Genomic DNA, 26490 nt, shown 5'->3' with positions numbered 1-26490 from the left:
TGCGGCTTGCCGCAGGCGAGCGACAGGCACACCAGCACCGCCTCATCCGACCTTTCGGAGAAAGTGGCCGACCGCCCGGACGAACGTCCTGGCGGTCACGACTGGTGGCGACCTGATCTCCCGCTTTGTGCCGACTTTCACCAGAAAGTCGGTGAGCCGCCACAGATTGTACAGTAACGCTGCGAACGTGAAGTTGAACAACCGCACTCGGTAGTCCGTCGAGGAGGTCTTCGGGAGGTACGCTTTCACCGACTTGTACTGGTTTTCGATGTTCCAGCGACGGCTGTAGCCGTTCGCCACGTGAGCGATCTCGTCGGGAGCGACGTGATCGCGGTTGGTCACGAATACGGCATACTTGCCTTCAGCGTCGTCACTGGTGGCTGGAACGTACAGATATTCTGCAGTATGATCGACGTCCCCGTCCATCCCGACGGGGACGTCGTGGTTGACAGCGGCGTCTACCCCGTCTTTGGTTTTGATGTGCTTGATCGCCTCGTAATCTGACTCGTATTTCGGCACTGGCATCGTGTACAACAGTCCACGACTGTTGATCTCTGCACGGACGTTTCTGGCGTAGAAGCCTCGATCCAACAGAATCTCGTCCAGATCAACATACTGCTGGGCTCTCGAAAGCAGACGCGCAACGACGTCTGCTTTCGAGTCAGCGGGCGTTTCAGCTGGTTCCCAGTCTGAGTGTTCCTTGACGCCCTCAATCCCCAAGATGATCGGAACGTCGTTCCCGACGATCGTGATCGTCGCGAACGTGTAGCCGTGTTTCAACTCACCGTCGTCGACGTACCCGCTCACCATCGGCGGGTACGTCGACTTTGGGATCTGTTCATCCTTATCGATCCACGGCCAGACGTGATAGGGGACGTGCGTGAAATCGACGGCCGCCACGACGTGGCGGTCGTCGAATGGATCTTCGTACCGGATTGTCTGGAGGATGTTCTCCGTCGCCGTATCGAAGCCGTCCATGAGATACTCGCGAAACACCTCGGTGAATGCCACGATATCCTCGATCTGCTGTTCTTGGAGCGAGACAGGCACGTCCTGATCAGCTGGCATTGCGAACTGCTTGATCACTCGGAGGAACGTAGAGTCGTCACAGGCGTCGTTCTCGTCGAGAAACCAGCCAGCTTCTCCCTCGGAATGAGCGCTTCCTTGAGTGAGGCATGCCGAGGCGAACAGATCGAGGATCTGTTCGTCCTCGTAGACTCTGTTTTCAGCCCTCTCAGAGTCGAACTCGCCGAAGGCGTGCCTTCGGGCGAGCTCGACGATCTTGTTCCCCTGCTTCCGAACGTGCTCACGTGTTACGGTCGGTTCATCACCCTCTTCTTCGATATCGTCTTCATCTGGGATGATTGGAACCCGTGCTTCTAACACGACGCCGCGGTCAACGGCTTCGTGTGCGATACCCGTAGCTGCGGCGTCAAGCGTCCGTTTAGTCTGTTCGCTGAACTGCTTCCACGCGTACGAGAGTGATTGCTGACTCGGCGGCTTGGTCAAATCAAGCGTCTTCAGGAGTGATGGCTGGCTTTCGAGGCGATCTGCGACCTCGCTCTGGGCGAGGTCGTAGATCTTCTGATAGATATACACCCGAGCCATTGGTTCAGTGCCGTTTGCGACCTTGTGTTGCTGGCGGTCGTCGGTGAGTCCGTCGGCTGGAATTGATACTTCACCAAGGACACGCCAGAGGTGATCCATTGATTCACAGACTTCTCCAGCGTGATAGACGATCGCCCCCGCGAGCGCGGGGGCGTCGTCATCAACTGACGACATCCGTTTAGAACTCATCGTAGTTCTGAGCGGGGTAGCAAGCGGTTTCAAGTCGTCACATTAGTCGCCAAATCGACCGTTTGGGACCCTTCTCGAATTCATAGCTGTCTCGTCACACGGTACTGCTGCCCAAACAACGTATTAGCGAACTAGTTGTTGGTAGAATTTGAGATCCCGAAAACGTGCAGCGCACCTTTCCCAGTTCCATATATCGACATAGAGTTTACTTCACAAATTCTGCAGCCACCGCTGGAGCCGCCAGTGTCAGAAGAAACAGCCTCGTCACTCGATTTGCTCGGCGTACTCGTCCGGCGAGAGGAGATGGTCCAGCGACTCGTCGGGGTCGAGGGCTATCATCCAGCCGTCCCCGTAGGGGTCGTCGTTGACCAGTTCCGGCTGGTCGAGCAGAGCGTCGTTCGTCTCGGTGACCGTTCCCGCGAGCGGGGCGTAGATGTCTGAGACTGCTTTGATGGATTCGACGACACCGAACGATTCCTCGCGGTCTAGCTGGTCGCCCTCGTCTGGAAGTTCGACGAAGACGACATCGCCGAGTTCGTCCTGTGCGAAGTCGCTGATGCCGATGCGGACAGTCCCGTCTTCGTCGCGCGCCCACTCGTGGGAGTCGAGGAAGCGCAAGTCGTCGGGTATCTCGAAGCTCATGGGAGAAATGGCGTCGTCGTGGTACGTGCCTTCTTCGGTTCGTCGCGGATGACAACTCGCACTGTCCGATCCGGCTCGGCGTACGCCGACGGCAAGTACGCAAGTGCTATCGGTTCCCCCAGTGACGGACTCATCGTCCCGCTCGTTACCACCCCGAGTGACTCACCGTCGGCTGTCGTCACTTCGTAGCCGTGACGCGGAACACCTCGGTCGATGAGTTCCAGACCCACCAGCTTCTCCTCCGGCCCCTCGGCCGCGATACCTTCGAGGGCATCACGGCCGACGAACTCAGTGTCGAGTTTCACAACGAAGTCGATACCGGCCTCGAAGGGGTTTCGTGGATTCGTCTCGGGGTGAAAGTCCTGGCCCGAGAGGAGAAACCCCATCTCGAGGCGCAGCGTATCGCGGGCACCCAACCCGCAGGGCTGACAATCCAGCGTTTCCCAGACTGTCTCAGCAGCGTCCCAGGGACAGAGCAGTTCGAACCCGCGTTCGCCGGTGTAGCCGGTCCGGGCGACCAGCGACTCGACACCGGCGACTGCGCCGCTCGCGATATCGAAGCGACCCATCTCGGGGAGGTCGACATCTGTTTCGGCAGCCAGCAGTTCCGGGGCATCCGGACCCTGGACAGCAATCATGGCGTACTCCGTAGTTCGGTTTGTGACGGTCGCGTCCAGCCCCCACTGGTCACGGTGTGTGACCCAGCGGTCGTATATCTCGCTGTCGTGGCCCGCGTTGGGAATAAACAGGTAGTCCGCGTCCGCGCTCGCGGGGAGATTGTAGACGACGGTGTCGTCGAGGATGATACCGTCCTCGTCGGTGATGGCGGCGTACTGTGCTTCGCCCGGGTCCAGCGCGAGCACGTCGTTGGTTGTCAGTCGCTGACAGAGCCGGGCAGCGTCCGGCCCGGAGACAGTTATTTCGCCCATGTGTGAAACATCGAATTTACCTGCCGACTCTCGGACCGCAGTGTGTTCGGCACGAATCGAGTCGAATTCGACGGGCATCTCCCAGCCGCCGAAGTCGGTAAACTGTGCCCCGCGACCGTCGTGAAGGTCTCGCAGGGGCGGTGTGCGAAGTGTCATGCCGATATACTCGTCTGCCGGCGTCCTAAGTCTGTGGGAGCGTGGACAGCAGGAAACCGTATAAAGTGTATATTGCGATAGTAAATGGCAACAAATTCTCCCGGGTGTGAAGAAAGGATCCAGTATGGTCGACAGCGTACTGACCGCCCACTACAAGTCGGTTAGAGAAGCATAGCGACGAGAGCAACGGTGAGTATCAGAACGAACGCGTACAGTAGCGCGACAACGGCATTCCGCCGGGTAGCACCGGGAGCCATTCCAGGGATGATACCACGGCGTGGAACTGGTTGGGGCATCAGTCGGTTCCGGTCGTCTCGTCGTCTGTAGTAGTCTCACCCGTCGAAGTCGACGAGTCCAGGTCAGAGGAATCGTCGGTGGTAGTTTCGTCAGTCGTTCCGCCTTCGGTCGCCCCGCTTTCTGTCGCCTCGTCACCGGTCCCAGATTCCGTACCCTCAGCAGTCTCAGACTCGGTATCGTCAGCAGTCTCAGACTCCGCGCCATTGTCGGTCGCGGAGTCAGTGCTGTTGTCGGTCGTTTCACTGCCAGTGTCGGCGCTACTCTCGTCGACAGTTTCCGTGTCCGTGCTAGATTCGTCGGGGCCATCGTCGGTGGCGGAGCTCGCGTCCGGCTCACTCCCATCAGTGGTGTTGCTTCCACCGTCGTCACCGGTGACAACAGCGCTATCGTCGTCCTCCCCGGTCATCTGCTCGCCAGCATCCGAACCGGACGTGCTGTCGCCGTCACTGGAGACTGGATCCTCTTCTGCCAGGTCTGAATCACTCGTCGCCGTCGTTCCGTCACCAGTGCCGTCCGTGGTGCCGTTCGTCTCCGAGCCCGCAGTAGTGCTGTTCGTGTTCGATTCATCCGTAACCGACGGTTCGTCACCGGTGGGAACGGCGTCGTCATCACCAGAGACAGACGGGTCCGAACCGTCCGACACATTCGTCTCCGAACCATTGGAGATGCTGTCACCATCGTCATTGCTCACGTTGGTATCGTCAGTGTTGACAGTGTCGTCACCGGCGGTGACGTTGTCGTCCGTGACAGGACCGTCACTCACGCTCTGGTCAGCCGACGAGTTGGCGGCCGTGGTGTTGGGTCCGATATCGCCAGTCACGTTCTCGTCTGCCACGGGCGCGTCGGTGGCGGACTCACCAGTCACGTTTCCATCGACCTCGTCAGTGGCGTTTTCGTCCGGAGCGGATGAGTCGACGGTATCGTCAGTCCCGTTGTTTGCTGGCGAATCGTTCGACGTATCGTCCGCCGGGTCAGCGCTGGCTGTCAGCCCGTCGAGCGTGCCGGAGTCCTCAGACTGTGCCACCTCCGGTTCGGGTTCGACGAGTTCGAAGCCGCCAGTGCCGCCGCTGGCGCTGAACTCGATGTCCAGTTGTTCGTCGTCAGCGAGGAGACTGACAGAGCCGCCGAATCCAGCAGTCGCCGCCGCGAAGACAGCGAGCACGGCCACGAACACCACGACAGTTCGGGTCATCGGTCTCCCTCCGCGCCGCCATCGGCAGCAAGCGCACGCCGAGGAGAGTCGCCGCGCCCCGAACGGGTATTCGCCGAGCGGGCAGCCCGCCGCGCACTGACCGTCACCCAGATGGCAAAGGACAGTCCGAGGAGACCGCCAGTCAGTGCGCCGACCGACACGGGGTCGGGGACGCCGACGCTCGTAACCTCGACGTAGACGTTGAACGCCGCGTAGGCAACCAGCCCGGCCATCGCGAGCATGGTCAACTTGAGGTCGGCCACCGCAACGGCGACCGTCTCGCGAGCAGATTCAGCAGCCTCTTTCTCCGCCGCCTGGCGCGCAGCAGTTGCGTCGTCGACGTGTCGGATAGCGGGCTTGCGCTCCGGTTCCGGCTCGTTCGTTCGGCCGCGCGCCCACGCGAACAGTTCGTTAGCAACCAACAGCACCAGCGGGAGGATGACGAGCCCGATGTAGCCGGTCGGGGTGTTCACCCAGAGGATGACGTGCCCGATGAGCGGTATCGTGAACGTCACACGCCCCACGACCGCGTCGGGTGAGACGGGCTGGCTGTCCGGGTTCTGGTTTGCGTCACCCATCGTGACGTACTGACCGTCGACGATATCCACCACGCGGTGGGTCGTCGGAACGCCGTTGCCGTCGTCGAAGGTGATGATGTCACCAACCGCGACCGATGCCGAGGCGTCGACGATGACGACATCGCCGGGCGAGACTGCGGGCTCCATGCTGCCCGAGAGGATGACATAGCCCTGGTCGGCACCGACAGTCTGCGGAACGGCGAACACCAGGAACGGGACGAGGAGTGCAACGAGCACGACGACCCCGAGGACGGTGAGGACACTGCGACCGAACGACTTCGACCGGACGCTGTCGGACATCATCGCTTCCCTCCTTTGTCATCATTCGTCGGGGACGGTGGGCCGCCACCTGGTGGAGACGGCGGGCTGCCACCCGGCGAATCGTCGCCGATGCGACGAGCCGGCTCGACGACATCTGCCGGGCAGGTGTCGTCGGACAGGCGAGGAACGCAAACGTTCACCAGCACGTAGCTGATGGCGTAGCGGCCCCCGTTGTTTGGGTTCTCGGGTGCGTAAACGAGCCCGTTCGAGGTGCCGTCGAGAACGCTCGTCTCGAAGCCGAATTCGCCGTCAGTTCGGGTGTACCGTTCGTCCGGCGGCCCACCCTTGACCTGTACCTCACAGAGGGGCAAGAGAGGGGCGTCGTCGGTAGCGACCAGTTCGAAGGCGACACCGCTGTCGCCGTCGACATCGGTGACGGAGATTGCATAGTCGGCAAGCCCTTCAGTAAAGTCGTAGGTCGTGCCCGCCTCGAAGCGGTCGTCGACCTCAACTTTCCCGATGGCCCAGCAGCAGTCACAGCGGTAGCCGGGGTCACAGGGATCGGGAGTGGCGTTCCCGAATGGGTTCACCGTCGGGTCGGCGTGGCGACACTGAGTTGCCGCGATATCGACCTGCAACGCGGTCGTCTCGTCACCGACGTACTCACCGAGTGAGTACTCGACGACGACGAACAGGTCGTCGGTGAGACAGTCCACATCGGAAGTCGTCGGGTCGCCGTCCAGTCGGACACCACCGCGGAGTGCGTCAGCAACTTCGCGGAGTGAGCCGCTGGCAATGGCCTGCCCGGGACCAGCGGTCTCGTCACTGTAAGAGAGTGCCACCGTGAGGAACTCACCGAGCGTCGTCGGTGAGGGACAGACCGTCCGAAGCCAGACGCTGGCGGGATTGTTGGGACCCTCGTCCTGCGGGAGCGAAATACGGAGCAGCGTCGCACCGCCTGCGTTCTCCTCGATGGCGCCCACGGGGATATCGAGTCGAGGCCCGTCTGCGGTTCCGTCGGGATTCGCGAGGTCGATTTCACTGCTCGCAGCGTCTTGCCAGTAATCCACCACGATATCGACGATACCGCTCGTGAGGCGACTGTAACTACCGACATCGTCGCGCAAGAATGCGCCGGCACCGCTGCCGGTGAGTGCACCGGCACCGCCGGCTGCTGCGATGGCCGCGAGGACGCGGCGGCGGCTCATCGTCATTCTGCCACCTCCCTAGTAAACGGACTCGTTGCGCCCGCTGGCACGCCGACAAACACCAGGTCGAAGGCGACGCTGTCACCCTGCGAGCGGTTAGTCGCCGTGCTCACGGGAAAGTCCCATGCGAGTGCAATACAGCGGCTCTGGCCGGGTGAGACCGAACGGAGGACGCGCTGGCCGTCGGTGTCGCCAACGTCGCTGGCAGCGCCGAAGGCATCGCTCATCGGTGAGCGGGCCACTATCGGGGCTTCCAGCGACTCGGTGAAGTCCTTGTGGCCGTTGCACGAGCCCAGCGGCGCACCGTCGCGCCAGAGTTCGACAAAGAGTTCTTCGTCGAGTTCACCGTCGTCTGGCGTCACGTCGCCAGCGTCTATTTCGGGGTCAGTGAGGGAGCCTTCGCTATCGGCGCGCAAACGGGTCTGTACCCAGATGTCCAGCGGTTCGGCGATGAAATCGTCGCTATCGACGACTTCGAGGCCGATGACGAGGGTGCCGGCATCGCCGGGAAGAACGTTTCCGACAGAAAGGACGGGGCCGGTCGTGTCCGTCACGAACGTCGCCTCTTCGAGATAGGCGGGCGGGCCGTCCGGGTCGAGTGTTGCGTCGAAGTCGAGTGTCGCCGACCCGTCGTGGGTCTCCTGGACGGCCCCGTTGTACCGTTCGTACCAGGCGACGCGGACCCGACGGTCGTCGAGGTCGCCGTCAGCGGCGTACGTATAGAGGGAATATGGTGGCCGGTTGTGGCCGAGGGAGACCCCTCCGACACCGAGCGTTCCGAGCCCGATGCCGGCCAGCAGTTCCCGTCGTGTTAGTTGCATTTGTATCTCTCCGTGTGAAACTGTTTGTGTACTCTCAACACCAGCAACCGGCATAGGTATGGAGCGGTTGCCAGCCAAGTCGAAATCGGTATGCTACCCGTACAGCCGGTCTACGAGCAGTGTATCCGGTCCGAGTTGGTCCGTCACGAGGGAGTCACCGCCGGACCACTCCCGTCGTTGTGGCGTTCCTGTTCGGTGTAGAAACCGAGGTCGAATGCGAGCGTGTCGCCCTGGGCGTCGTTGCCGACGCTGGCCGGGAGTTCCCACGACAGTGCAACGCAGTACATCAGTCCGTTGCCACGGAACGCCTCTCTGTCAGCATCGTTCGCCGGGTCGTTCAACTCGTCGTACAGCGTCAGGACGTTCCCATCCAGTGGAATACCGTTACCATCTGCCATCGCCGCGAGAACGTTGTCGAGAGTGTCCTGCATGATGATCTTCTCCGGGACGAACTGGCTCGCCAGCACCCCGAAGACTGTCGGGATAGCGACTGGGTCGTCCACGTCGTAGAAGAACTGCGAGTCGTTCCCTGCGCCGCTGGCGGGACCCGCCATCTGCTGTAGCACGCTGTCGTTCGCACTGCCGACGGAGATGGTGTAGACGTCGGTCGCCGGGCCGGGGGACGACGAGCGGGCGTCGCTCGCAGCGTCCTGCGGTGAACTGAACTGCGTGCTTCCGGTGCCGTTGAACGACTCGCCGTCCGAGAGGACGATGTTTGCCGCACGGACGCCGGAGCGACCGTTCGTAGTCAGTTCGTCCTGCGCGTCGTCGACACCCTCACCGATGTACGTCCCGGTAGCGATGCCGGAGCCGGCGGACGGGTCCGGGTCACCGTCACCGTCGAACGGCGTCGAGCCGGGGCCGCCGCTGACGACGTTCGCCAGTTTCTGGCGCAGTCCCGAGAGCGCACCGTCGACAACCGAGAGGTCGGTTGCCAGAGGCTGAAGGACGCCGGTGCGCGGTTCGGTGTCGTCGCTGCCTTCGCCGTCGAAGTACGCGACACCGACCTGCACGTCCGCGTTCTGGTTGTCGAGGTAGGCGACGAACTCGCGGGCAGCGAGTTCGACGAGGTCGATTTTGGTGGTCTCGCCGTAGGTCGTGCCGTCGATGGTGATGTCGTCGCTGCTGACGATGCCGCCGAATTGGTCGTACAGCATCGAGCCCGAAAAGTCGAGCGTGAGCATGATGTCCGACGGCGTTTCCTCGTCGTGGACGTTGTCACAGTCTGCGTCGTACCACAGTGTGGCCTCGATCTGTCGAGCGAGGTCGCCACCGGGCGTCTCGTCGACGGCGAGTTCGGGTTCGGTCCGAACCCCGTCACTGTCGGAGACGTTGTCGGCCTGCATCCAGATGTAGCCCGGGTTGTCACAGAGATGCAGTGAGAACGTAATCTCACCGGCGTCACCGGGTTTGACATCGCGCAGTTGGACGAGTGAGTCCATCGGATCGCCAGTGATTGGGTCTTCGCCGAAGTCGGCTTCCGAGAGCGGTGGGATGTTCTCGCAGTTCAACACAGCGAGGTTCGCACCGTTGCTGTCCGGGTCGTCCGGGTCGGCAAAGTCGCGGTAGCGAAGCTGCCCCGCATCGTTGTCCGCGGGAATGGACTGTTCGCCGTCGCCGTCGTGGTCGGGGTGCGCGTTGACGAACTGCGTTTCACCGTCGAACGTGTAGTGTTGCTGCCAGTCGACCAGCAGGTCGAGCTTGCCAGCAACGAGGGTGTTGTCCGCGAACGCTTCGCGGTCGCTGAAATACGCGGAGGTGCCGAGACCGGCACCGGCAGAGGCGAGGCCGACGGCTCCGAGGCCGGCCAGCACTTTCCGCCGCGTCAGGTTGTGTAACTGTGGTTCTTCTTTCATGTTGGTGTGGTATCTAAGTACGTCCGGACGGGCCGGACGAGGGGTGTGGTCTCACTCGATGCTGATGTCGAAGGCGACGCCCTCTTCGCTGTCGTCGTAGTCGCCCTGAACGTCGACGGTGACGTCACCGCTGATTTCGAAGGCGTTGGCGACATCTGCGGCATCGGTGTCAAAGACGAGGTAGGTGACCTCGCGGCCGGAGCCGTCGTTGCTGGCGCTGATAGCGTCCGGCCCGTTGAGCGTCACGGGGACGCCGTCGAGTTCGAGCGCGAGGTTCGCGACAGCGGCGGTGGCCTCGTCGGCTTTCGTCGTGATGGCGAGTTTGCCGCTTGGGGCGGGAATACCACTGGCGACGTTCACGCCGTCGAGGGTGAACGAAGCGTTGCCGCTACCGTCGTAGGAGTAGCTGAACGGGACGGTGTCGCCGGGCGTCCACACGTAGTTGTCAGTGTCGGCACTGCTCACGTCGGGACCGACAGCGACTTCCCAGCTACCGGATGGGCCGTTGTTACCGAAGCGACCGCGGGCGAAGGACGTCTCCTGCTCGGTTTCGAACTCCTGTTGCTTGGCGAAGCCCTCACCCGTGCGGGTCGTAACGGTCGGGGTGCAGGGGTTCGCGCTGCCGTCGTTGTGGCGGCTCTGGACGGCGTGGAACTCGAAGTCCATCGTCATGGAGTCGCTCTGGATGACGTTGCCGACGGAGGTCGGGATTTCCCAGAACAGGCACACGCACGGGCCAGTGATGTAGTCAGCACCCTCCTCGACGACGACTTCATCGTCGTAGGAAGATTGTTCGCCGGGTTCGAGGCCGGCGGTACCGTCACCGTCGAAGGGAACGCCGGTCGCGAGCGCGGCGAAGATGTCGACCATCGTGCCGGCGGCGATCTCCTCACCCTCGATGATTTCGTCGTCGTCTTCCTCGCAGTAGACGAGGCGCGCCTCGATGTTCTCGGCGAGTTCGCCCTGGTCGGGCGTGTCATCGACTTCCGCCTCGGGCTCGGTGAGACCGTTCTCGTTCTGTGTAAGGTCACCGCACGCCCACATGTACGAGGGGTTGTCGACGATCTCGAAACAGAACTTGACGTGCCCGGAGTCGCCCGGTTTCACGTCTTGCAGGTCGTAGAACATGCCCGCGGGTTCGCCGTCCTGCGTTCCCATGGCGGAGTCCGCCATGTTCTGGACAGCGCCGCCGCTGTCGTAGGAGGTGTCGTAGACCACGCGGAGGTCGAGCGAACCGGCAGTCAGTGTGTTGTTCGTGAACGCTTCGCGGTCACTGAAGTACGCGGAGGTACCGAGACCCGCGCCTGTGGAAGCGAGGCCAACGGCTCCGAGGCCAGCGAGCATTTTTCGGCGCGACAGATTGTAGAGTTGTGGTTTGTCGTCGGTCATGGGTATTGGAGTCCCGCGCCAGCCACCCAGTCTGGGTCGGGCCGCCCGGGATACCTTACCCCAGGATTGAATGGGTCTTACTTATGCAGTGATTCAGCCGTTTCAGCGCCTCAAACGCCATTTTATACGAAACTCGTACCATGATTTGCCCGCAGTGTATGACACCCATACCGCTCTCGAACCGAGCGTACGGACACGATACTACACTGGCTCGAACACGTTACCAATTCGGTAGGAGAGCTGTACAGAAGTGGTACGTTCTCTATACGTATCCGAGATTCACGCGTGTCGTCACGAAGGGAGTGATTCATGTTTCAAAAAGCGTCTCTCACCGAGTCCGACATCTACCATTTGCTCAGCAACACGCGACGACGAGAAGCGCTAACACAACTCTGGCGTGCTTCGACGGAAATGACACTTCGGGAACTCTCCGAGGAGATTGCCAGTGCGGAGTCGGGAACGAATCCGGCACCACGGCCGCTCCGAGAGAGTGTCTACAACGCGCTCCACCAGACACACCTTCCCAAACTCGCCGAGTGTGGGCTCGTGGAATACGATCCAGATCGCAAACTCGTCCGTTCTTCTCCGGACGGTCGATACCTCCGGCGCTACATGGACACTGTCACGCCCGCGGGTATCACGTGGGGTGAGTACTATCGCGGCCTGGGTATCGGCGGACTGTTTCTCGTCGTCGCCGCTCACGCCGAAGTTCCCGTCTTTGCTACAGTCGACCCGCTGTTGTTCGCCAGTGGGACGCTGGCGCTGTTCGCACTGTCGACCGTCTACCAGCTGTACCGGGGTACGACCGGCAGTCTCACCACCCTCCGCGGCGCGATCGCTCGCCGTCTGTGACTCGCGATGAAAACATGATTATCTGAATAGAAGAACACCGCCCTTGCGAGGCGAGCGAACGTAGTGGCTAACGCGTGCGTTACGTTTGCCCGATTCAACATCTCTTCCGGGTGAAATATAGTGAATCTATCTCAGCTGTGAAGATCAGAAGTTATCTGATCACTGAGAGAGTACATGTGAGATTATAGATAACTATTTACACGCAGATGGTGATTAGATTATAGGTAATGTCCTATGAGATCACAGCTTCGGGGCGAGGAGGGGACTGCACTGGGAGCCGAGGGTTCGGCACTCTCGACGGATACTGTTTTCCAGACACTGGGGAACAGGCGGCGGCGCTACACGCTCCACTACCTCCGCCAGCTCGACGCGCCGGTTTCGATTCGTGACCTGTCCGAGCAACTGGCGGCGTGGGAGTTGGGCAAGGAACGGACTGCAGTCACGCCGAAAGAACGCAAGCGCCTCTACACCGCGTTGCACCAGACACACCTGCCGAAGATGGACTCACTCGACGTCGTAGAATACGACCGCAACCGTGGTGTCGTCGAACTCACTGACCACATCAGTCAGTTCGACATCTACCTCGACATCGTCGACGAAAACGACCTTCCGTGGAGTCAGTTCTATCTCGGACTCGGTGGGGTGCTGACAGCACTCGTGACCGTGGCCGCGCTGGGCATCACACCGTTCAACGTTGTTGGTGGCTTCGGTTACGCTCTCGGTGTCGTGCTCGCGTTCACTATCATCGCTGCCTATCATACTGTCCGCGACCGGCAGATGCTCATCGGGGGAACTGACCTCCCACCGGACGCGGGACTCCCGCCGCTCGAAGCCGTTGAAGAGACAGACTTCCCAGATGAGACGAACTGACCGCTACTCTTCTTGTGTACACCGACAGCGCGTGGAGCCCCGGCTCAGCAAGGAAACTAAAACCGTGCTACATACCGATTCAGGCCGACTCTTTCTGCGGTTCCTCGCTGGCTGACTCGGCACGAGCCGCCTCTCGGAGTTCTTCTTCAATCTCCTGTTGCCCCTTCTTGAACTCTCCCAGGGCTTTGCCGGAGGAGTTTGCTAGTTCTGGTAGTTTGTTCGCACCGAATAGCAAGATTGCGATACCGAGGATGATGAGCATCTCTGGCCCGCCGACACCACCGATGAATGCAGGTACTAACGATTGCATGCCGCTCGTAGGTCCGGAGAGATGATGAGTATGATATCCGTACAGGTGTGATTTCGGGAGCGGTCGCTAAACAGTAGACGTGTGCGAGCTGCGGTGACAACAATTACACGAGTGGCAGCCCAACTATTGGACAATGCCCGAAGCGAGTGACCAGCAAGTCAGTGACCCAGCAGGTGAGAAGACGGACACGGCTCGCGCTGGCGTCTTCGATAGGCAGACACTCTCGGATCTGTTCGTCAACGCCGTCCCGATTTTCATCATGGGTGCGCTCCTCGTCGCGTTCAGCCTCCTCGCGCCGGGGTCGGGCGGGGAGCCGCTTCTCGCGATGCACCTCGCTCTCGTCGGGGGCGTCCTTCTGGTTAGTTACATCGCAGCTCGAGCAATCAGCGGCGCCGAGGGGCAATTAGGCGGGAGTCGTGAACCAGCGGAGCAGAGAGACTGACCGGCAGGCGTTTCCACCACGTACACCAACACGACGTATGCGCCGCCTCTGGATTCGGTTGGTCATGGTGCTGGTCGGCGCGGCAGTGTTTACTGTCTACGCAGCGGCTGCACTCGGCGGCTATCTCCTGTTGACGTGGCTGTTCGCCGAGCCACCGGACCTGCTGACCGGGCTGGTGGCCGTCGGTGTCTTTACCGTTACCGTAGCCTACCTGAGCTACCGTTTTGGGACACAGCGGCTGCTGTCGAATATACAGGCCGTCGAGCTTTCCAGACGACGGGCACCGACGCTCTACCGGCGACTCGAACGGCTCAGCCTGGAGATGGACGTCGACCAGCCGCCGATTCTCGTCGCAAACCTCGGCGTGCCGAACGCGCTCTCGCTGGGTGGCCCCCGGAAGGGGGTTATCGTGCTCGATCAGTCGTTGCTCTCGCTGTTGACTATCGACGAGTTGGAGGGGATTCTCGCGCACGAACTCGCACACATGGAGAGCTACGACACGTTCGTCCAGACGCTGGCAGTCAGCCTGATGCGGTCGCTCGTCGGCGTGCTGACGCTGTTTCTGTTGCCACTACTCCTGTTGTTACACGGTATCGACCGGGCGATGGCGTGGATTCTCGGTCGCCCGGCGAACAGGCGACCGGGACTGGCCGGTCTCATCAAACAGAGCATCCAAACGGTGGTGGGTCTCGTTCTCAGCGTCGGGACGCTGCTCTTTCTGGCGTACTCGCGACGACGGGAGTTCGCCGCGGATAGTCGAGCCGCAAACGTGACCGGGAATCCCGTCGCACTCGCGCGGGCGCTATCGAAGATTCACCGAGCGACCAGTCCCAAGCGAGGGATTCACTCGCTGTTGTACATTCACGGTGACGAAAGCGAGGACGACGGTCTCCAGCGACTGCTCTCGACGCACCCGCCGATCGAAGACCGCGTGGAGCAGTTGCTCGACCGCGCCGACCGACCGCAGAGACACCATCACATCGAGCGGGTAGGGCCCTGAGCGCGCCAGTCGTCAGCGCTAAACCCCGGGGTAGCGAACGGGTCAGTATGGGACTACTCGGCGGACTCTTCGGTGACGAGACATCTCGGGTGGGGCTGTTCGTCGACGGGCCGAACGTGCTCCGTGCGGAGTTTGACGTCGACCTCGACGAGTTGCGGGCTATCGCGGAAACGGAGGGTGCCCTCGCGCTGACCCGACTCTATCTGGACGAGCACGCGACGCCGGAGCTCATTCAGGCCGCAGAAGCACGCGGCTTCGACGTGGTGACCACCAGCGGGGACGTCGACGTTCGACTCGCCGTGGACGCGACGGCAGCCGCGACGGAGCAGACCATCGACGTGCTCGTGATTGCGTCCCGCGACGCCGACTTCAAGCCCGTCGTCGAGCGCGCGGCCGAGGAAGGACTGCGGACCGTTGCGCTCGCGCCCGGTTCGTACGGCCGCTCGGACGCGCTCCGCAACGCCGCCCAGCACGCCGTGACGATGGATGAGTAACGAGACGAACTGTTTTTGCGCAATCGGGCCGCAGTCGTCGGTATGTTCCAGCCAATCCTGGACAATCACCTCCATCTGGACCCCGTCAACGGCCGGGGCGTCGATGCCGCCGAAGACTTCGCCAATCGCGGCGGGACACACCTGCTCGTGCTCAATAAACCGTCCTGGCATCTCGTCGGCGACGTGGACGACGCCGACGGGTTCCGCGAGACGTTCGAAATCACCGTCGATGTCACCGAACGTGCCAGCGACGTTCTCCCCGGACGCGCCTGGCCCGTGCTCGGGGTCCATCCCGCGCTTATTTCTCAGTTAGTCGATCGCGGATACACGCCCGCAGAGGCGCGCAACCTGATGCAAACTGGCCTGGACGTGGCCGCCGAGTTCGTCGCCGACGGGCCGGCACTCGCACTCAAGAGCGGCCGCCCCCACTACGACGTCGACGAGGACGTATGGGGGGCCTCCAACGACGTGATGAGGTATGCCTTCGAACTCGCTGCAGAGGTCGGGTGTGCGGTCCAGCTCCACACGGAGGGTGGCGAGGACTTCTCCGAGGTGGCCGACTGGGCCGAAGACTGCGGGCTCCCGCGCGAGCGCGTTGTCAAGCACTTCTCCGGCAGTCGCGTCGAGGGCCCGATTGCGAGCGTCCTCTCGAACAAGGAGGAACTGGAGGAGGCTTGCCAGCACGACGAGCCATTCCTGATGGAGACCGATTTCATCGATGATCCGGACCGACCCGGCGCGGTGCTCGGTCCCCAGACGGTCCCCAAACGCGTCGAGTGGCTGGTCGAGGAAGGGTACGAGGACGCAATGTATCGTGCACACGTCGAGACGCCGGCCCGCGTGTACGGCATCGACACCGAGACGATGCTGGCGGAGGACTGATAGATGACGACCGACCCGCGGTGTCCGGACTGTGGCGTGACGATGGAGGAGATGACGGTACAGACTAGTGGTGGGCACCACCTCCAGTTTCTCTCCGACGAAACCAAAGAAGGACTTCTGGGAAAACTCGGCGTGAAACAGCGCTACGACGGCCAGACGTACGTATGCCCCGAGTGCGGGCTGGCGCGACTGTACGCCGATATCGACGAGTGATTATTCGCTATCGGCGTCCTCAGTCTCCTCAGACTCGTTCCGATACCCGTGGCCGAGCAACAGCGCAAGAGCGTTTATCGAGACGATCTGTCCCAGCATCGGGAGGCTCACGAAGCGCGATGGGCCGAGTGCCAGCAGTGGCAGATAGCCAACCGGGAGAATAGTCGCCGTCCAGAACGCGATAGTCTGTACAAGTCGTTCGATGCGGTTGAAGCTGGTCGAGACGAAACGGCCAGGGTGCAATGATGGAAAGTGGTCACGGAACATCTATCTCGTCGTCTCGGGTATGCCGAGCCTACCGAATTAACCGTTATTGCGACGTTCGGTCTGATACCTACCATTCTTTCTAGAATAGATAGTAGTCGATTATGAGATACAGTTGTATAGTTGCGGTACGCTTCACCAGCGCGCGTCGGTCGACAGACGATCCTCGCTAGACTGTTCGGCTGTGAACGACTCGAGCATACGAACCGGCCTCAGCGTCCGTGAGCAACGATCTGTCGCCGCAAACGGTCCAAGTGTAGTTGTCGAAAGTCATAACCCCCGAGGCACGTACGGGGGTATATGAGCAACCCCCCGGGGGAATACTACACTGAGGAACGCTGGCAGAACTGGCTCGGACGCATCCGAGAGGAAGACATCGACGCCGAAGAGGAAGATTCGGCGCGCCTGCTGTTGAATTTGCAGGACGATACCGCCATCGCCGTGGCGAAGATCATTACCGACTACGACGACGGCGAGCTCGACGAAGAGCGCGCACTGTCGGAAATCGAGGATATCGAACAGATCGTCCTCGCGGAACTGGACTTCGAGAACGAAGAGAAAGCGATGCTGGTCGACGGCGTCCAGACTTCGCTGATGTGCGTCTTCTACGCGGCCGAAGAGTATATCGCCGGCGGCCCTGCTGAGGAGGGAACGATCGAAGAGTACGTTCAGGCCGCGGCCGACGCCGAAGCGGAGGAAGACATGGACGCCGCCCTGGGCTACTGTGTCCAGGCCGGCACGCTCGTCATCGACGGCGCGGAGATGGACATCGGCATGAGCGAAGACCTCGAATTCGGCTTCGTCGCCGAGTGGGTCAACGGCCTCGACAGCCTGCAGACAGCGATGAGCGACCCCGAAGTCGTCGAAGAAGAGGACGCCGACGAGTAGCGCGGGCCGGGTCGTCGCCCGGAGACTTTTAACCGTTCAGGGGGTAAGGGTTCCCTAATGGACCTGACGGGCGACAGGAGAGGGCAATCTATCCAGATCGGCGCGATCATTCTTTTCGGCGCACTGATTATTCTTCTGTCGACCTATCAGGCGTTTATTGTTCCCGATCAGAACCGGGAGGTCGAGTTCAATCACAACCAGCGGGTACAGAGCGACATGCTCGACCTCCGGAACACGATTCTGACGACCAAAACGACCGGCCAGGACGGGTACGTGAACGTGGAGCTCGGAACGGAGTTCCCCGCCCGGCTGATAGCACTCAACCCCACGCCCCCATCGGGGAGATTGTCGACCACTGGGGCGCGGCCGATCGTTATCGAGGAGCGGGGGACAGGATCAGACATCACGACAGATGTTTGTCCCGGCGAACATGTCAACACGCGTTTTATCGAGTACCAGCCGAACTATGCGGTCTACCAGAACGCAGGGACGGTTCGCTACGAGAACTCGATCATCTACAACGACTTCGGTGAAGCGGTAACACGACTCTCGAGTCAACAACTCGTAAACGGCGACAGGGTGCAAATCATCCCCCTCAACAGGTCGTTCAACAGAGGCGGGTCACAGACTATCGCCGTCGAACCGAAGGCAGGATTAGTCGATACATCGACCCGCGAGGATATTAACGTCACAATCCCAACACAGCTTAATGAACAACAGTGGGAGAGAGCACTGGAGGGAGAAGTCGCGCCCGAGAACATCACTGTGACCGAAGGCGCAGCAGGCCGGAACATGACGGCAAGATTGAGTGGTGAGTATACGATAGACTGCGGCCCGGTCGGTCTCGGTGAAGCGCCAGCCTCGGGTGAGAGAGGGAGCGGCGTCGACGAAATCAACCCCGCCTCGCCTGGAGACGTTCGACTCGTCGACGAGTCGCGGAGTGGGTCGACGATGTCCCTGTTTTTCAACAACACTGCGGGGACGAACAACTTCACCGAAGGTCGAATCAATTTCTTCGAAGGACAGGGTGGGAATAATCCGGCGGAAGCCGACATTAGCAAAACAGGCGAACCAGTCTCAGCGACGCTACAGGTCCGTGGAGATTTCGAAACGTTGGATCCGGATATTACCCTCGAAGGGGACGGAGCTGTTACTGAAGTAGAATTGGATTTTGACCGGAATATCGGACAGAACGACTGGTTCATCATCACGCTCAGACTGGAGACGGGCGAGAACGCGCTGTACTTCGTGCCGGGAGGGTCGTGATGCGAAGGCAAGACAGTCCAGAGTCACTGCCACAGAAATTACCTGAAGACGCTGTTCTGGGGTCTCGAAGTCAGTCGGAGGTAATCGGTGTCGTTCTCTTGACTGGCGTTGTCGTCGTCGCGGTTTCCCTCTTTACCGTCGTCGCAGTGTCGAATTTTACCAACCAGGCAACGGCGCAAAAACAGATCGCAGATTTCAAACTCGAAATTACCACCGACAACCTGACCGTTAGCCACAACGGCGGCGATGTCCTCTCAGAATCCGGTATCGAGGTCATCGTGAGAACGGCGTCAGGGGAGCAGCAGTACCAGCTGTCGAGTGATTCATTTTCCAAAGAGACGGACGGCGACACGCAGTTCGAACCGGGAGAGAGCGCAGTCTTTGCCCACGGGTTGACCGGAAGGGCGACGGTTCTCGTCGTCGATACCGACAACGGTGCGATACTCAAACGACAGGAACTGTCGATACCGGTTGACACCACGCAGGACCCGGCGAATTTTGCTGTTCGTATCGACAATACGAACTCACCAGTGACAGAAGGCGAAACGCTAGTTGTCCGACCGACGATTACGAACACCGGGGACGAACAGGCGACACAGAACACCGAGCTAACTGTGTCCGGTGAAGGTGTCGTCGACTCGCGCTCGCTCACACTCGACGGCGGCGAGTCGGAGCAAATTCCGCTCGAATGGGCGACGGAAGTCGGTGACAGCGGGGAGTACGACGCAACGGTGAGTAGTGCGAACGATTCGGCGACCGAGCCAGTCACAGTGCGGAGTAAATCGAACTTCGAAGTGAGTATCGACGATACCAACTCCCCAATCCGAGAGGGGGAAAACCTGTCAGTCACGACGACGGTACAGAACACGGGTGGCTCGCCAGACGTACAGAATATCCTGTTGAATGTGAGCGGACAGAGTAATCCGGTCGATTTCGAGGAGGTCGCACTGGACGGCGGGGAGAGCCGCCAACTCACTCTGGAGTGGCCAACGGCGACCGGTGATAACGGAAGTTACGATGTGACGGTAACAAGCGAAGATGCCTCTACAACCCAGAGCGTCACCGTTCAAGCGAACGAAGGGCCGTCAGTGACAGTGAAAGACCCGAACGGCGGCGAAGTCCTCACCGGTGGGTCGGAATCCATCATCAACTGGACTGCAAGCGACGACGGCTCGGGTATCGACCCCGATTCAGTGGATATCGCCTACTCCACCGACGGTGGCTCGTCGTACACGAACATCGTGACCAACACCACGAACGATGGGAGTTACACGTGGACGGTTCCCGATGTCGACGGTTCGGATAGCGTGGTCCGCGTCAGCGTCGACGACAATTCCTCCAACACGGGGAGGGACACCAGCAACGAGACGTTCACCATCGACTCGTCGCCGCCGACCATCGACACGTTCACCGACCTGAGCGCGTCCAAGGACACCGACAACGTCACAATCGGATCGCTCTCGATTAGCGACAACGCCTCGGGACTGAGCTCAGTCGACATCGTGGTCCGTGATCCCGATGGGAATATCATCGGGACGGACAACTCGTCCAACCTCGGCGGGGCCTCCACGTTCAGCGCGACTGACCTGCAGGTGTCCACGAGCGGCATCCAGCCGAACAAGCAGTACACTGTAACCGTGGTAGCGACCGACGGCGTTGGGAAAGAAACGTCAGCGTCAGATACGACAACGACCAGTGGAGCAGTCGCCGATGCTAACGGTCCGTATACTGTCGATGAGGGTGGTTCGGTTACGCTCGATGGCAGTGGGAGCAATCCGCAAACAGGGAACCCGGACTACACATGGAGCATTCTCAGTGGTGGTCCTGGCAGCATTAGTGATGCAAACAGCCAAAGTGCCACGTACAATGCGCCAGCTAACGTAGACAGCGATACCAACGTGACCGTCCAGTTGGCCATCGAAGAGCAAGGGACGACCTATACAGACACGGGTACAGTGACTATCAGGAATGTCAGTAAAGAGAACGACGAGTGGAGTTCACCATCTGGATTTAGTGGAAATCCCTCGGCATCAGATATGCCACGTGGCACTAATAGCGCGACGCAGACATTCAACTTCACGCCAAACAAGACTCTCTCAGACGGCGAGTCTGTGACGGTCAATCTTAACGACGTTCAGGGTATCAAAGTCACAGGACAAAACGAAAACCCAGACCCTGTAGACTACCAGCCCGCCAGTGTTAATATCGGAGGCAGTAACCTTGACGGCGGCAGTGCGAGCCTCGATGCGTCACAAGATGATGCAAGTATCACATACACTGCGAACGGTGATGTCAGCGCGGGGACAACCATCGACATCCAAGTGAGCGGCGTCGAAACCCAAAACGGGAACGCGGGAACCCTTCAGGTAACATTCAGCAGAAGTGACGGCGTCAGCGAGACAACGACGTTCACCCTGAACTGATTCCAATACTAGAAGCGATTGTGTCAATATGAATGTACACAGTCTGGTGATGTACTTAACGAGAGTCCCCCTTTCCTGGCGGAGAATTTCTACTGGATTCAAAAGAAAATGACCGCGCCCAGTCCGGTACCGTTGGCAACGTCCTCCTTATTGGTGCAGTCGTCATCGCCACCAGCATCCTCGCGCTGGACACCTCAACATCATCAATGGCCAGACAGGCGCGACCAGAGAGCAACCGTCAGGCGAAAAATTCGACAGTCGACGAATAATTAGTCGACAGACACTTATACGAGCTACGGCCACTCACAGATATGACAGAGGTAGGTATCGACGGCATCGAAGTCTGGACAGGGAAGTTGCAACTGGACCTCGCAGAGACGTTCGCACCGGCACAGGGAGAAGAGCCCGGCAAGTTCACGAAGGGCCTGGGACTGTACGCGTCGTCGCTGCCGGACGTCTACGAGGACATCGTGACGATGGCGGCAAACGCCAGTCACGAGTTGATGGAACGGAAGGGCCTCGAACCGGAGGATATCGGCCGTATCGACGTGGCCACCGAAAGCGCCTTCGACCACTCGAAGCCGGTTTCGACGTACGTCGCGGGCTGTCTGGAACAGGTCTACGACGGCGACTTCCACCACGCGAACAAGGGCGAGCGGAAGTTCGCCTGTATCTCCGGGACGCAGGCGCTCGACGACGCCTACAATTGGATTCGCGCCGGGCGGAATCGCGACCGCGCGGCGCTGGTCATCGCGACCGACACAGCGCTGTACGCCCGCGACGACCCTGGCGAGGCGACCCAGGGTGCCGGCGCAGTCGCGATGCTCATCGACGAAGACCCCGACGTCGTGGCGTTCAGCGCCGAACAGGGCTACGGGAGCGCCGACGAGACGGACTTCCTGAAACCGAACCAGCAGTTCCCGAGCGTCGACGGCAAACGCTCCGTGCAGGTGTATCTCGCGCGGATGCGCGAAGCGCTGGAGGACTTCGAGGCCGCCGGCGGGGACACGCACCCCGACAACTTCGCGTTCATCCCGTTCCACACGCCGTTCCCCGGGATGGTCCGGAAAGCCGCTGGACTGGGGTATCGGCACTGTATCCGCGGGACCGACGTCGAGGAGGAACTGGCCGAAGAGATCGGCCGACAGCCCCGCCGCGAGGCGTTCGATGACGAAGACGCGTACTTCGATGCCGTCAAGGAGTACACCGATTCGCTCACCGAGACCGACCACTACGTCGACTGGTACGAACAGACTATCGACCCGACGCTCGACATCTCCAGGGAAGTCGGCAACTGGTACACCGGTTCGGTCCACATCGCGCGCGTCTCTGGACTGATTCGTGCCCTCGACGAAGGCTGGGACATCACCGGCAAGCAGCTCCTCGTCGGTTCGTACGGCAGTGGTGCACAGGCAGAGATTCACGCCGAAACAGTCCAGGAGAGCTGGACCGAAGAGGTCGGAGCGCTAACGATTGGCGAGCAAATCGAGAGTCGGTACGACCTCTCCTTCGACGAGTACGAGGAGATTCACGACGTGCACAACCACGACGCCGAGACGGATATCGAGCCCCGGACCACGCCCGATGCCGAGTTCGTCTTCGACGGCTGGGGTCGGATGGGCGAGCGCAAGTACACCTACGTTGAATAAGGACCGAAGACACCGTTCGGGCTTCTTTCTGTGCTCGGTGTCTCAGATGTCGAAAGATTAGTGTCGTCGTGGTGTAAGCGAGCGTATGGACAGCGATGACACCGCTCCGGACCGACCCCGAGCGGTGCTTGACCGGGTCTCCGAGGGGGTCCTCGCCCTGAACGACGACCTGGTGTATACCTACGCCAACGAACGAGCGCAGTCACTGCTGGAAATAGACTGTGCGGATATCGTCGGGGCGTACATCTGGGACTTGTTTCCCGAGGCAGCGGACAGTGTCGTGGCAGACCGAATCGAGACGGCACGTGAGACCGGCCAAAAGGTGACCTACGAACGGTACAACGAGGAACACAGCCAGTGGTTCGAGGCCCACATCTATCCTGACGAGAACGGCCTCACCGTCATGTTCCGGGACATCACCGGCCGCAAAGAGCGCGAAGAACAGCTCAGACGGCTCCACGACGCGACGCGGGAACTGGTCACTGCGGAGTCGACGACGGCAGTCGCAGAACAGACCTCAGCTGCCGCTACCGAGATTCTGGACCTGGAGGCCAATGGTGTCCACCTCTACGACAAATCGGCGGAAGCACTCGCCCCAACAGCAGTCTCGTCGAAAACCCAGGAGATGCTGGGGGACCCACCATGGCTCGACGAAGGCATCGCCTGGGAGGTGTACCAGAGTGGCGAACCACGCCACTACGACGACGTTCGAGAGGCAGAGGCAGTGTATAACGAGGACACGGAACTGCGGAGTGAATTGTTCCTCCCGCTTGGTGACCACGGCGTATTCATTCTCTCGTCGACGACAGTCGACGCGTTCGACGAAGAGGACGTACGCGTGGCGAAACTCCTCGCGAACAGTGCCACGACAGTGCTCTCCGAGCGAGCGAAAGAGCAACAACTCCGGGAACGAGACAGGGAAGTAGAACAGGCCGAAACGCTGTTCGAGAACGCACAGGACGCGTTTTTCGTCGTCGATGTCGACCGCGAACACGACGAGTATCGCTACGAACGGGTGAATCCAGCCTACAAATCGCTGACCGGTCTCTCAGACGATGTGATTCGCGGTCGAACCCCGTGTGAGGTTTTCGGCGACGACGGAGACAAAATCAAGTCACGCTACGCCGACTGCATCGAGCAAAGACGACCCATCTCCTACGTCGAACAACTCGACGTTCCCGAGCCGGACTCGTACTGGGACTCGCGGATTGCGCCCGTCATCGTCGACGATGAAGTGGTCCAGATAGTCGGCGCGACGCGAAACGTCACCGAGCAGAAAGCCTACGAGAGCCAGCTCGAACAGCAGCGAGACGGGCTAGAACTTCTCAACGAAATCGTGCGCCACGATATCCGCAACGACCTGCAGGTCGTCGCCAGTTACGCGGAACTGCTGGCGACTCGCGTCGACGAAGACGACCGTGAGTACGTCGAGCGGATTCTCAACAACGCAGAGACTGCTGTGGAACTGACCCGGAGTGCCCGCGACCTCTCGGGGACGATGCTTCAGACCGACCAGAGTACGGAACCGACGCCGCTCAAACAGACGCTGCTCACACAGATAGACGATATCCGAACGAGCTACGCCGACGCCGTCGTCAGAATCGATGGGGAAATTCCCAGCGTCGCCGTCGACGCCGACGAGATGCTCTCGTCGATGTTTCGAAACGTCATCAAAAACGCCATCCAACACAACGACAAGGCCGTGCCAGAAGTGACAGTGGCGGTCGACACAAGTGACGAAGCAGTCCGTGTGACCGTCACCGACAACGGACCCGGAATTCCCGACGCCCAGAAAGAGGTCGTCTTCGGCAAGGGCGAGAAGGGACTCAAAAGCGAGGGAACCGGTATCGGTCTCTATCTGGTCAACACGCTAATCGAGAAGTACGACGGGACAATCCGCGTCGACGACAACGAGCCCGAGGGGACAATCGTGACCATCACGCTCCCCGGCGTCTGAGAACGCAGGCCGCTCTCCCGTTACGGGAGTCCCCGGAGGCCGTCGAGGACCTCGTCGAGCGGCGTCTCGGTTACTGCCAGCGAGAAACCGTCGATACGCGCCAGGTCAGTGGCATGTTCCCAGACGTCGTCCTCGCCGAGGCCGTGGAGAACGACAGCGTTGGGCGTCGGTTTGACAACGCGAAGTGCGACCAGTGGCGACTCCCCGCGGGTGACGTTCGTAAAGACGAGTGCCCGATTCGTGCTCTGGCCGTAGAGCGTGTAGAATTCGTCCGACGAGAGTCGCTGAATGGCTTTGATGGAGTTGATAACCGTGTGGCCGGCGACGGTGTCGCGGTCGCCCCGAACCAGTTCCGTCGCACCGATGGCGTCGTAGTACCGTTCCAGCGGAATATTGGCCTGATACTCCCGGAGGTCGAGGATGACCTCGCTGTCGAACCCCGCAGAGAGGACGCGAGCGTGTTGTCGGATGTGCGTTCCGCCCCGCTGTTCGTCGATGTCGAGCAAGGCGCCGACGATCCGGCCGATGACACCGATGCCGGGATTTTCCCGACGACCGCTCTCGTAGTCGGAGACGACCGACGGCGACACGTCCAGTCTTCCCGCCAGGTCGGTCTGTGCGATTTCGAAGTCAGTGCGCCACTTGCGCAGCGTCGCCCCAGGGTCGTCACTGAGTGTGACTTCACCGGCAATCTTCTCTGCGAGTTCCTCGCGTGGCCCCCGTGTCATCGCCAGAGTCGACACACAGCCGCCGGAAAAGTGTATCGAAGAGCTATTCGACAATCGACGCAATGACGCCACGAAACGGAGACCCAGTCAGTCGTCAGTCACCCGCGGCAGCCGAATCGTCGCGACGTTTCCGTCGGTGGTTCGGGTAAACTCGATTTCGCCGTTCGAGAGGTCCACTATCCAGTAGACGAGCCACAGACCGAGTCCGCTGCTGTGGTAGGTCGCAGTCATCTCGTGCTCGCCGGTCAGGACCCGGTACTCGTGCTCGGGGATCGGCGGACAGTTGTCGCTGACGACGATTTCGGCAGCGTCACCGGCCGCCCGGACCGCAACCCGGGCTGTCGGGGCGGGTTCGTCGGCGTGGCGGAGCGCGTTTTCCAGCAGTTCGAGCACGACGAGATACAACTGGCCGAGCGCACGGGCGGAGACTTCCTGGAGGTCCGTGTGGACTGTGGCCTCGGGGTAGCGATTCGTGACCGTCGAGACGCTGTCCGCGACTGCCGCTGACAACGAGACGGTCTGTGGACAGACTGGATGTTCGAGCAAATCGATGATTTCTCGCTGTTTTTCTGCTGTCTCGACGAGTTGTTCACCGACACGGCGGATGACTGCCGCGCGGTCCTCTGGGTGACTGTCCGGACGCTCCTCGATGAGTTCCGCGTTGGCCAGAATGACGTTCATGTCGTTGCGAAGGTTGTGCCGGAGGAGGTTGTCCATGACTGCGAGCTGGCGTTCACGACGACGCCGGTCAGTCACGTCGCGGGCGAAGCCGACGATGCGGACCACTTCACCGTCCTCGACGACAGGTTCGCCTTGCACCCAGACCCAGTTCCGGTACTCAACAGCGGGGTTGACACGGTACTCCATACCGACCGCTTCACCGGCCGAGAGCCGCTCCATCGCCTCTTCGACTGCTGGCACGTCTTCGGGATGGATGCACTCCAGAAATTTCGTCGGGTCTGCCTGGAGTTCCGACGCGGAAATCCCGTAGATAGCTTCGCATTTCGTGTTACAAAAGAGGAGGTCCGTCCAGTCGGCGTTGAACATCCAGAGCACGTCGCTGGTGTGTTCCGAAATCTCCTGTAGTCGGTTCTCGGACTGGCGCTGGTTGCGTTGCGCCTCGATT

25 protein-coding genes are annotated in these 26490 nt (G+C 60.7%); 12 read left to right on the top strand and 13 right to left on the bottom strand.

Annotated elements, in window-relative coordinates; genetic code table 11:
* Nucleotides 1–42: 42 nt before the first annotated feature.
* The 9 genes from WDJ60_RS02815 to WDJ60_RS02775 all read right to left on the bottom strand — a co-directional run bounded on the left by WDJ60_RS02815 (nucleotide 43) and on the right by WDJ60_RS02775 (nucleotide 11126).
* Nucleotides 43–1782, bottom strand: a complete 1740-nt coding sequence (locus WDJ60_RS02815; protein ID WP_340098339.1) for a transposase — start codon at nucleotides 1780–1782, stop codon at nucleotides 43–45.
* Nucleotides 1783–2061: 279 nt separating this feature from the next.
* Nucleotides 2062–2439 (bottom strand): glycine cleavage system protein GcvH, encoded by a 378-nt coding sequence (gene gcvH / locus WDJ60_RS02810; protein ID WP_340098338.1) that lies wholly within the window; start codon nucleotides 2437–2439, stop codon nucleotides 2062–2064.
* The gene (gene gcvT / locus WDJ60_RS02805) at nucleotides 2436–3524 is read right to left on the bottom strand and encodes a glycine cleavage system aminomethyltransferase GcvT (protein ID WP_340098337.1); all 1089 of its coding nucleotides are present in this window, start codon (nucleotides 3522–3524) and stop codon (nucleotides 2436–2438) included. Before gcvT ends, gcvH begins: the two co-directional genes overlap by 4 nt.
* A 295-nt stretch (nucleotides 3525–3819) precedes the next feature.
* Complete coding sequence (locus WDJ60_RS02800) at nucleotides 3820–5013, bottom strand: hypothetical protein (protein ID WP_340098336.1); 1194 nt, start codon at nucleotides 5011–5013, stop codon at nucleotides 3820–3822.
* Complete coding sequence (locus tag WDJ60_RS02795; RefSeq protein ID WP_340098335.1) at nucleotides 5010–5891, bottom strand: signal peptidase I; 882 nt, start codon at nucleotides 5889–5891, stop codon at nucleotides 5010–5012. Before WDJ60_RS02795 ends, WDJ60_RS02800 begins: the two co-directional genes overlap by 4 nt.
* Entirely contained in the window at nucleotides 5891–7066 is a 1176-nt protein-coding gene (locus WDJ60_RS02790) for a hypothetical protein (protein WP_340098334.1), read from the bottom strand. Before WDJ60_RS02790 ends, WDJ60_RS02795 begins: the two co-directional genes overlap by 1 nt.
* Nucleotides 7063–7881, bottom strand: a complete 819-nt coding sequence (locus WDJ60_RS02785; RefSeq protein WP_340098333.1) for a hypothetical protein — start codon at nucleotides 7879–7881, stop codon at nucleotides 7063–7065. Before WDJ60_RS02785 ends, WDJ60_RS02790 begins: the two co-directional genes overlap by 4 nt.
* Nucleotides 7882–8024: 143 nt before the next feature.
* Nucleotides 8025–9737, bottom strand: a complete 1713-nt coding sequence (locus WDJ60_RS02780) for a SipW-dependent-type signal peptide and vWA domain-containing protein (protein ID WP_340098332.1) — start codon at nucleotides 9735–9737, stop codon at nucleotides 8025–8027.
* Nucleotides 9738–9788: 51 nt separating this feature from the next.
* Entirely contained in the window at nucleotides 9789–11126 is a 1338-nt protein-coding gene (locus WDJ60_RS02775) for a choice-of-anchor W domain-containing protein (protein ID WP_340098331.1), read from the bottom strand.
* 309 nt (nucleotides 11127–11435) lie between these two features.
* Between WDJ60_RS02775 and WDJ60_RS02770 the strand changes: the two genes are divergently transcribed.
* Entirely contained in the window at nucleotides 11436–11978 is a 543-nt protein-coding gene (locus tag WDJ60_RS02770; protein ID WP_465269237.1) for a DUF7344 domain-containing protein, read from the top strand.
* Between the two features lie 234 nt (nucleotides 11979–12212).
* The gene (locus WDJ60_RS02765) at nucleotides 12213–12848 is read left to right on the top strand and encodes a DUF7344 domain-containing protein (protein WP_340098329.1); all 636 of its coding nucleotides are present in this window, start codon (nucleotides 12213–12215) and stop codon (nucleotides 12846–12848) included.
* Between the two features lie 79 nt (nucleotides 12849–12927).
* Here WDJ60_RS02765 and WDJ60_RS02760 read toward each other — a convergent pair whose 3' ends face one another.
* Nucleotides 12928–13158, bottom strand: coding sequence for a Sec-independent protein translocase subunit TatA/TatB (locus WDJ60_RS02760; RefSeq protein ID WP_340098328.1), 231 nt, complete (start codon nucleotides 13156–13158; stop codon nucleotides 12928–12930).
* Between the two features lie 133 nt (nucleotides 13159–13291).
* Here WDJ60_RS02760 and WDJ60_RS02755 point away from each other — a divergent pair, with 133 nt between their 5' ends.
* The 5 genes from WDJ60_RS02755 to WDJ60_RS02735 are packed head-to-tail and all read left to right on the top strand — an operon-like array spanning nucleotide 13292 to nucleotide 16189.
* Nucleotides 13292–13600 (top strand): DUF6684 family protein, encoded by a 309-nt coding sequence (locus tag WDJ60_RS02755; RefSeq protein WP_340098327.1) that lies wholly within the window; start codon nucleotides 13292–13294, stop codon nucleotides 13598–13600.
* A 37-nt stretch (nucleotides 13601–13637) separates the two neighbouring features.
* Nucleotides 13638–14600: a M48 family metallopeptidase gene (locus WDJ60_RS02750; RefSeq protein WP_340098326.1), complete on the top strand. Its 963-nt coding sequence runs from the start codon at nucleotides 13638–13640 to the stop codon at nucleotides 14598–14600.
* Between the two features lie 47 nt (nucleotides 14601–14647).
* Nucleotides 14648–15094: an NYN domain-containing protein gene (locus WDJ60_RS02745; protein WP_340098325.1), complete on the top strand. Its 447-nt coding sequence runs from the start codon at nucleotides 14648–14650 to the stop codon at nucleotides 15092–15094.
* A gap of 42 nt (nucleotides 15095–15136) precedes the next feature.
* Nucleotides 15137–15976: a TatD family hydrolase gene (locus WDJ60_RS02740; protein ID WP_340098324.1), complete on the top strand. Its 840-nt coding sequence runs from the start codon at nucleotides 15137–15139 to the stop codon at nucleotides 15974–15976.
* A gap of 3 nt (nucleotides 15977–15979) precedes the next feature.
* Nucleotides 15980–16189, top strand: a complete 210-nt coding sequence (locus tag WDJ60_RS02735; RefSeq protein ID WP_340098323.1) for a hypothetical protein — start codon at nucleotides 15980–15982, stop codon at nucleotides 16187–16189.
* Here WDJ60_RS02735 and WDJ60_RS02730 read toward each other — a convergent pair whose 3' ends face one another.
* Entirely contained in the window at nucleotides 16190–16456 is a 267-nt protein-coding gene (locus WDJ60_RS02730; RefSeq protein ID WP_340098322.1) for a DUF8028 family protein, read from the bottom strand.
* A 297-nt stretch (nucleotides 16457–16753) separates the two neighbouring features.
* Here WDJ60_RS02730 and WDJ60_RS02725 point away from each other — a divergent pair, with 297 nt between their 5' ends.
* The 5 genes from WDJ60_RS02725 (at nucleotide 16754) to WDJ60_RS02705 (ending at nucleotide 24636) form a co-directional block, all read left to right on the top strand.
* Nucleotides 16754–17341 carry a DUF2150 family protein gene (locus WDJ60_RS02725; protein ID WP_340098321.1) on the top strand — a complete coding sequence of 196 codons (588 nt, stop codon included), beginning with the start codon at nucleotides 16754–16756 and terminating at the stop codon, nucleotides 17339–17341.
* 57 nt (nucleotides 17342–17398) lie between these two features.
* Entirely contained in the window at nucleotides 17399–18607 is a 1209-nt protein-coding gene (locus WDJ60_RS02720; protein WP_340098320.1) for a hypothetical protein, read from the top strand.
* Nucleotides 18607–21030, top strand: a complete 2424-nt coding sequence (locus WDJ60_RS02715) for a type IV pilin domain-containing protein (RefSeq protein WP_340098319.1) — start codon at nucleotides 18607–18609, stop codon at nucleotides 21028–21030. The genes WDJ60_RS02720 and WDJ60_RS02715 overlap by 1 nt, the downstream gene beginning before the upstream one ends.
* 311 nt (nucleotides 21031–21341) lie before the next feature.
* Nucleotides 21342–22679: a hydroxymethylglutaryl-CoA synthase gene (hmgB, locus tag WDJ60_RS02710; RefSeq protein WP_340098318.1), complete on the top strand. Its 1338-nt coding sequence runs from the start codon at nucleotides 21342–21344 to the stop codon at nucleotides 22677–22679.
* 85 nt (nucleotides 22680–22764) lie between these two features.
* Complete coding sequence (locus WDJ60_RS02705) at nucleotides 22765–24636, top strand: ATP-binding protein (protein WP_340098317.1); 1872 nt, start codon at nucleotides 22765–22767, stop codon at nucleotides 24634–24636.
* Between the two features lie 20 nt (nucleotides 24637–24656).
* Here the strand turns inward: WDJ60_RS02705 and WDJ60_RS02700 are convergent, their stop codons facing one another.
* Together WDJ60_RS02700 and WDJ60_RS02695 are read right to left on the bottom strand one after the other, a co-directional pair.
* Nucleotides 24657–25364 (bottom strand): helix-turn-helix domain-containing protein, encoded by a 708-nt coding sequence (locus WDJ60_RS02700; RefSeq protein WP_340098316.1) that lies wholly within the window; start codon nucleotides 25362–25364, stop codon nucleotides 24657–24659.
* 87 nt (nucleotides 25365–25451) lie between these two features.
* Nucleotides 25452–26489 carry a PAS domain-containing sensor histidine kinase gene (locus tag WDJ60_RS02695; RefSeq protein WP_340098361.1) on the bottom strand — a complete coding sequence of 346 codons (1038 nt, stop codon included), beginning with the start codon at nucleotides 26487–26489 and terminating at the stop codon, nucleotides 25452–25454.
* Between the last annotated feature and the right edge of the window lies 1 nt (nucleotide 26490).

This window comes from Salinibaculum salinum, assembly GCF_037645885.1.
Classification (GTDB): domain Archaea; phylum Halobacteriota; class Halobacteria; order Halobacteriales; family Haloarculaceae; genus Salinibaculum; species Salinibaculum salinum.
Note: the sequence above shows the minus strand (reverse complement) of the source record. Positions and strands in the feature narration are given on the sequence as shown.